The organism is Streptomyces sp. AA4 (genome assembly GCF_000158875.1).
In the GTDB taxonomy this organism is placed as follows: domain Bacteria; phylum Actinomycetota; class Actinomycetes; order Mycobacteriales; family Pseudonocardiaceae; genus Amycolatopsis.
Genome location: NZ_GG657746.1, coordinates 2,593,383 through 2,599,762, shown reverse-complemented (window position 1 = coordinate 2,599,762; position 6,380 = coordinate 2,593,383). Strand labels below are relative to the sequence as shown.

The window sequence follows — 6,380 nt, the reverse complement described above, 5'->3', positions numbered from 1 at the left end:
CTCCGGCGCAATGTCGCCGCCAGGCGACGAGCCGCCCGCCCGTCACACACTCATCATCCAACTGCAAAGCGATCCACAACTCAGCCCGAACAGCCGGATCATCCACCTCCCTCCCCAACGCCTCGGCCACCTTCCCCATCCGATACCGCAACGTATGCCGATGAATCCCCAACGCATTAGCCGAAGCATCCGACTGCCCGTTATGCGCCAAAAACGTCCGCAACGTATGCCGCAAATCGATCTTCGCCGCCCCGGTCTTGTCCGTAACCGGCTCCAGCAACGCCCGGGCCCACCCCCGCACCTCGTCGTTGTCAAGAAACCGCATCAAACCGCTGGCAGCCACATCCCCAGCACAGGTCAACACCCCAGCGCCCCCAGGCGAACTGGTAAAAACCGACCGAACCTGCTCCCAAGCCGCAGCCAACTCCCCAGGCGGAGTCGGATCGCTAACCGCCCCCCGAGCCAACGGAATCCGCCGCAACAACGCTTCCAAGGTCCGCGTATCCCCCTCCGCCGGCGGCATCAACACCACCACCCGCCCCCGCTCCCATTCGGCGACCAGCGCCCGAAGACTCCGCAACCCGTGGTCCCCCTCGGCGTGCTCAAGCAACTCCCGCTCATGCCCCGAAGGCACCCCCAGAATCGCGACCCGAAGATCCCCCTCCGGAAAGTCGGTATCCAACGCCTCCCCAATCGCGGTAGCCAGCCCCACATCCCCAGCCACCGCGGCCTTGAACACCGCCAGCCGATGCTGCCGCTCGCTGTCCAGCACCCCTCGCGCACTATGCAACTCAGCGCACAACAACGACACCGCGGTGGTGACAATCGCCTGCTCAGCAGTAGTAAGCGGCGTAGACCGTCCGACCACCAGAAACCCCTGCACCCGCCCCCGCACCGCCAGCGGGAGCACCACTACCGACTCCCCCGCGATCGTCATGCTGAGACTCGCCGAGTTGGCCCGGTCCCGCAGCCGAGGCAACTCGATCCGCACCCGCGCCAGATGCATCCGCGCGGCGGGCACCCCCGCCCGATACCCACCGGCGGCGTCCAGCAGCAACGTCCACCCCCGCACCGCCTTCGCCAGCCGCTCCGCAATCGCCCGAGCCGAGTACGGCGACAACGAGGCCCGCGTCAAATCCCGCTGCGCCGAAACCGCGAAGTTCAGCTCCCGCTGCCGCTCGTCGGACAGATGCCCGGCCACCAAGCGACTCAACGCCGCGAACCGCGTCGTCGCAGGCACCGCCAGCACCGGCAATCCCGCCTCGTCAGCGGCCTCGACCAGCGGCCGCGGCACGTTCTGATAAAACGAACTGGCCCCGAACCCCAGCGCCACCGCACCGCCGGCCACGAGCCGGTCGACATACTCCCGGCTGGCCGCTGCCCCCAGTGCGAGCCGGGACCCGGTGGTCAGCACGAGCTCGCCGCCCTCGAGGTACGGCGAAGGATCCGGCAGCTCGCTGATCAACGCCCACGTGACTGCTTTCTCGAGTGCTCCGGGCGAGCCTTCGGCGGCGAGTTCGAGACCGTGTTCGCCGCGTTCGAGCAGCATCTGGACCGTAAGCGGCATGGTGTCTCCCGGGGACGGATCGGGCGGCCGGAAGTGTAACCGGCGGTCTGCCGAGCTGCCCGGCGATCGCCACCCGGACGAACCAACGTTCTGGACAAAACCCGGTGCTGGTGGGTAGAAACCGTCCTCATCGGACCTCCTCGCCCGCGGATGTCCGGCGGCACAACGGAAAGAGATCTCGATGCCCGCAGCTGCCCCGGCCCGGCCGGACGTCACGTACCGGACCGCGGGCGATCGCGCGCTGCTCGTCGAGTACGGGCCGCCGCTGCCGGTCGACCTCGGGCTCAACTTCTTCGCGCACGCCTCGGCCCGCCGGCTGGAGGAAAACCCGGTGCGCGGCGTGCTGGAAGTCGCGCCCGGACTGCGGTCGCTGCTCGTGCACTACGACCCGGAAACGATCCAGCACGACGACGTGATCGCCGCGATGGACCGGCTGCACCGCGAAATCCCCGAGCCCGGCTCGCTCGTGCTGCCGAGCCGCCGGGTGAAACTCCCGATCGCGTTCGACGATTCGACGTCGCGCGAAGCCGTGGAGCGTTACCAGATCACCACTCGCCCGGACGCGCCGAACGTCGTCGACGGCAACAACGTCGACTACCTCGTGCGCTCGAACGGCCTGCCGAACCGGGAAGCGCTGTACTCGCGGATCCTGGAATCCGAGTGGTGGAACGCGTTCACCGGTTTCTACCCCGGCCTGCCGTCGCTGCTCCCCCTCGACCCGCGCTCCGAACTGGTCGCGCCGAAGTACAATCCGGCGCGTTCCTGGACTCCGGAGGGCGCCGTCGCGTTCGGCGGCCCGTGCCTCGTGATCCACCCGATCGAATCCCCGGGTTCGTACCAGCTTTTCGGCCGGACGCTGCCGATCTGCGACCTCGTCCGCCGTCCGCGCGCGCACCGCGCGGACCCGATCCTGATCCACCCCGGCGACCGGATCTCGTTCTACCGCGTGGAAGAGGCGGTACTGATCGAACTGCGCAGGCAGGTTTTCGAGGGCCGCTACGATTACGACATCGAACCCGGCCGCTACGCGGTCGCCGACCACCTCGCCGTCCAAGCCGATCCCGCGATCGAAGCCGAGGCGGCCAAGCGACGCGCGGACCGCGTCGCCGCTCAGGAACTGGTGAAAATCCCGTGACGCAAACCGCCGCGTTGGAAGTGCTCGAACCCGGTCTGCAGACGACCGTGCAGGACTACCCGGGCCGACGCGGCAGGCAGTCATTGGGTTTCTTTTCGTCCGGCCCGGTCGATTCGTTCGCCTTCCGGCTGGCGAACCTCCTGGTCGGCAACCGCCCCGGCGCGGCCGCCCTGGAAATCCCGCTGGGCCGCTTCCAGGCAGGCGTCCTCGCGCCCGGCCGGATCGCCGTCACCGGACCGGAAACCACCGTCACCCTCAACGGATCCCCTGTCCCGCAATGGGAATCGGTACCCGTGGAAACCGGCGACGTCCTGGCCTGCGAAGTCCTGCGCGGGCCCGGCCACCGCTTGTATTTGGCATTGTCCGGCGGCATCGCGGTGCCGGAAGTATTCGGTTCCCGCTCGACGTTCCTCCTCGCCGGAATCGGCGGTCTCGACGGCCGGGCCCTGGAACGCGCGGACATCCTGGACACCTTCCCCGCCGCTCCTTCCCGCCCCCGCCGCCTCCCGGTTTCCCTGCGCCCGGCCTACCCGACCGCCTGGGAAATCGAAATCCTCCGCGGCCCGCACGCCGACCCGGACTTCCTGACCGCGGAGGACTTCGCCGATTTCCTGGCTGCTTCGTGGCGTTGCGACCTGAGTTCGGACCGGGTGGGCATCCGGTTCAACCCGCACCGCTTCCGCTGGGCCCGCCCCTCCGGCGACGTGGCGGGCGGGCACCCGTCGAACATCCTGGACTCCAGCTACCCGCCGGGCGGCATCCTGGCCTACGGCGACGTGCTCACCGTGCTGGGCCCGGACAGCAATACCTCCGGCGGATTCGCGGTGATCGCCACGGTCGCGTCGGCCTCGCTGTGGAAAGTCGGCCAACTCCGGCCGGGACGGGATACGGTGACGTTCCGGGAAATCGACCTGGACCAGGCTGCGGCGCTCAGTGCGCATGTCAATCAGTTGCTGGATGTCCGGGCGTTGTGTTGAGTTTCGCTTCGCGGTGCAGGGAGTCGCCTTCGTTGAGGGCGGCGATGATCGCTTGGTGATCCATTACTCGGCCGAACCCGCGCCGAATGGTGCGGAGGGTGGCTCGGTGCGCTTCGGCGTTGTCAGTCGCGTTGACATCCGAACCGAACACGATGTGGTAACCGAGGAAATATCCGGTTCGAGCAGTGGATTCGCAGCAGAAGTTGGTAAGCGTGCCGCATACGATCAGCGTGCGGACTCCCTGACACCGCAACGCGTAGTCGAGATCGGTGCCCGCGAAGGAGTCGTACGTATGCTTCGCGGAAATGATGCGCTCGTCGTCGCGCGGTTTCAGCCCGTGGTACAGCTTCGCTCCCGGCGTCCCCTCCGCGATGGCGCCGTTCGCGATCGGCGGCCAGAAGGCAGAGAAATCGTGCGCGACGTCGGGGGCGATCGTGTGTTCGGTGTACAGCACCGGAACCCCAGCGTCCCGGCACGCCTCGATCAGGGTTCGCACCCTCGGCAACTGCCGGTACGCCTCCGGAACCCGCATCGGCCCGTCCGGGCGGACGAAATCCTCCTGGAGGTCCACCACGATCAGTGCGCATTCTTCGGGCTTGATCTCGAACGCCCAGTGCTTGTCCGTATCGTAGTCCGCGTCGGCGGCAGCGATCTGCTCGCGTTCGCCGTCGAGCAGGTCCTCCTCGCGACGGCCGTACGCGGCCAGATACTCATTCAACGCGCGCACGGGCTTCCTCCTCCGCTTTCCCAGCCACCGAACCGAGATCGACCGACTTCGTCTCCTTCGCGATCAGCGACGCCACGAGCGAAATCAAGCCCATCACCGCCAGATAAGCCCCGATGGCGTACCCGGTGCCGAACTTCGCGTACAACCCGATCGCGATGATCGGCGCGAGCGAACCAGCCAGTACCGATGCCAGGTTGTACGCCAGCGAAACCCCGGAATACCGCACCTCGGTCGGGAACAACTCCGCGAAGAACGCTCCGATCACCGAGCTGTACGCGGCGAAGATCAGCAACCCGCCGGCTACCGCGAGCATGATCAATCCGGGACTGCGCGTGTCGACCAGCGCGAAGAACACGAACGCCCACCCGATCGTCGCCACCGAGGCCACCACGTAAATCGGCCGTCGTCCGATCCGGTCGGCCAGCAGGGCGAACAGCGGAATCGTCACCACCGCGCACGCCTGTCCGACCAGCACTGCCGTCAACCCGACCGAACTGTCCATTTTGAGCACCGTCGTGACATAAGTGATCACGAACAACGAGAACAGATAGAACCCGGCATTCTCGCCGAAACGCGTGGCCGCGGCGAGCAGCACACTGCGCCAATGCTTGCGGACCACCACACCGGCAGGCAGTCCCTCCGGCTTCGGCGCGTCCTTGAACAACGGCGTCTCCGCGACATAAAGCCGCAACCACAATCCGATCAAAACCAGCACCGCGGACAACCCGAACGCGATCCGCCAGCCCCAGGACAGGAACTGCGCCGACGGCAGCACCCCACCGAGAACCGCCAGCACCCCGGCGGCGAGCAAGTTGCCCAGCGGCGGTCCGACATTCGGCCACGAAGACCAGAACGCCCGACGCGCGCTGCCGCCGTGCTCGGACACCAGCAGTACTGCGCCGCCCCACTCGCCGCCGAGCGCAAAGCCTTGCACCAGACGGCAAACGACCAGCAGCAGCGGTGCCAGCACGCCGACCGCCTCGTAAGTGGGCAGCAGAGCGATCAAAAAGGTCGAAGCGCCCATCAACAACAGGCTCGCGATGAGCGTCGAGCGCCGTCCCTTGCGGTCGCCGAGGTGGCCGAGCACAACCGCGCCCAGCGGCCGGGCGAGGAAACCGACCGCGTAGGTGGCGAAGGCGAGAACCGTGCCGACCAGCGGGTCGTGCGACGGGAAGTACAGTTTGTTGAAGACCAAAGTGGACGCGGTGCCGTACAGAAAGAAGTCGTACCATTCGACGGCGGTGCCGGCGAGACTCGACGCCGCCACCACCCCCAGCCGCGTGTGCGGGCGTTTTCTGTTACGTTCGCGAGAGGTATCGGCCATTTCGGCTCCTGTGGTCGGAGGGTCCGTGACGCGGATGAAGTGCTGATGCCGGAAGCCTCGGTGGCTGTTGGCGCAGCCACCGAGGCGTGCTCCCCCCTGGGAACTGCCTCAGAAGAACCAGTGCACGGGCTCGTTGGCCCGGTCGGCCAGGTCCGCGAACCTTCCCCCGTGGAACGCCAGCGGTTCGCCGTCGCGCTCGCACACGCTGCGCACCTGTCCGAACACGACCACGTGGTCACCGGCGACCAGATGGCGTTCGACGTCGCATTCGAGGTGCGCGAAGGCGTCCGGGATCACCGGCACCTGATGCCTGCCCTCGGTCACCTCCAGCCCGGCGAAGTGGTCCTCGCCGCGGCGGGCGAAGCGCAGCGCGAGCTGTTTCTGCCGCGCGGACAGGATGTTGACCGCGAACCGGCCCGCCTCGACCACCGCGTCGGTGCTGCGCGCGCCGATAGTCAGGCACACGAGCAGCAGCGGCGGGTCGAGCGAAACCGACGTCAGCGAGTTGACGGTCATCCCGTGCGGCACCCCCGCCGCCCGGGTGGTGACCACCGCGACGCCGGTGGCGAAACGCCCCATCGTGCGGCGCATCGTCATCGGGTCGACCTCGGCCGAGGAAGTGATCATGGCGTTCTCCTTGCGAAGGGGGG

General features: G+C 67.6%; 6 protein-coding genes. 2 read left to right on the top strand and 4 right to left on the bottom strand.

Annotation, left to right across the window (positions count from 1 at the left end):
- A partial coding sequence (locus SSMG_RS12180) for a PucR family transcriptional regulator (protein WP_158688009.1) occupies nucleotides 1–1,549 on the bottom strand: 1,549 nt, incomplete at its 3' end.
- A gap of 199 nt (nucleotides 1,550–1,748) precedes the next feature.
- Between SSMG_RS12180 and SSMG_RS12175 the strand changes: the two genes are divergently transcribed.
- Together SSMG_RS12175 and SSMG_RS12170 are read left to right on the top strand one after the other, a co-directional pair.
- Nucleotides 1,749–2,702: an allophanate hydrolase subunit 1 gene (locus SSMG_RS12175; protein WP_009076097.1), complete on the top strand. Its 954-nt coding sequence runs from the start codon at nucleotides 1,749–1,751 to the stop codon at nucleotides 2,700–2,702.
- A complete protein-coding gene (locus SSMG_RS12170) occupies nucleotides 2,699–3,679 on the top strand; it encodes a biotin-dependent carboxyltransferase family protein (RefSeq protein WP_009076095.1) in 981 nt (326 codons plus the stop codon). Before SSMG_RS12175 ends, SSMG_RS12170 begins: the two co-directional genes overlap by 4 nt.
- Here the strand turns inward: SSMG_RS12170 and SSMG_RS12165 are convergent.
- The 3 genes from SSMG_RS12165 to SSMG_RS12155 form a co-directional block, all read right to left on the bottom strand.
- Nucleotides 3,645–4,406, bottom strand: coding sequence for a cysteine hydrolase family protein (locus tag SSMG_RS12165; protein WP_199785885.1), 762 nt, complete (start codon nucleotides 4,404–4,406; stop codon nucleotides 3,645–3,647). The two genes, SSMG_RS12170 and SSMG_RS12165, sit on opposite strands and share 35 nt — an antisense overlap.
- Nucleotides 4,390–5,730, bottom strand: coding sequence for an MFS transporter (locus SSMG_RS12160; RefSeq protein ID WP_009076090.1), 1,341 nt, complete (start codon nucleotides 5,728–5,730; stop codon nucleotides 4,390–4,392). Before SSMG_RS12160 ends, SSMG_RS12165 begins: the two co-directional genes overlap by 17 nt.
- 108 nt (nucleotides 5,731–5,838) lie before the next feature.
- Nucleotides 5,839–6,357, bottom strand: a complete 519-nt coding sequence (locus SSMG_RS12155) for a flavin reductase family protein (protein ID WP_009076088.1) — start codon at nucleotides 6,355–6,357, stop codon at nucleotides 5,839–5,841.
- Between the last annotated feature and the right edge of the window lie 23 nt (nucleotides 6,358–6,380).

What these genes read in the sequence shown, in the direction of transcription:
- SSMG_RS12175 (WP_009076097.1), top strand. Translation starts at nt 1,749, where the DNA reads ATGCCCGCAGCTGCCCCGGCCCGGCCGGACGTCACGTACCGGACCGCG.
- SSMG_RS12160 (WP_009076090.1), bottom strand. Translation starts at nt 5,730, where the DNA reads ATGGCCGATACCTCTCGCGAACGTAACAGAAAACGCCCGCACACGCGG.
- SSMG_RS12155 (WP_009076088.1), bottom strand. Translation starts at nt 6,357, where the DNA reads ATGATCACTTCCTCGGCCGAGGTCGACCCGATGACGATGCGCCGCACG.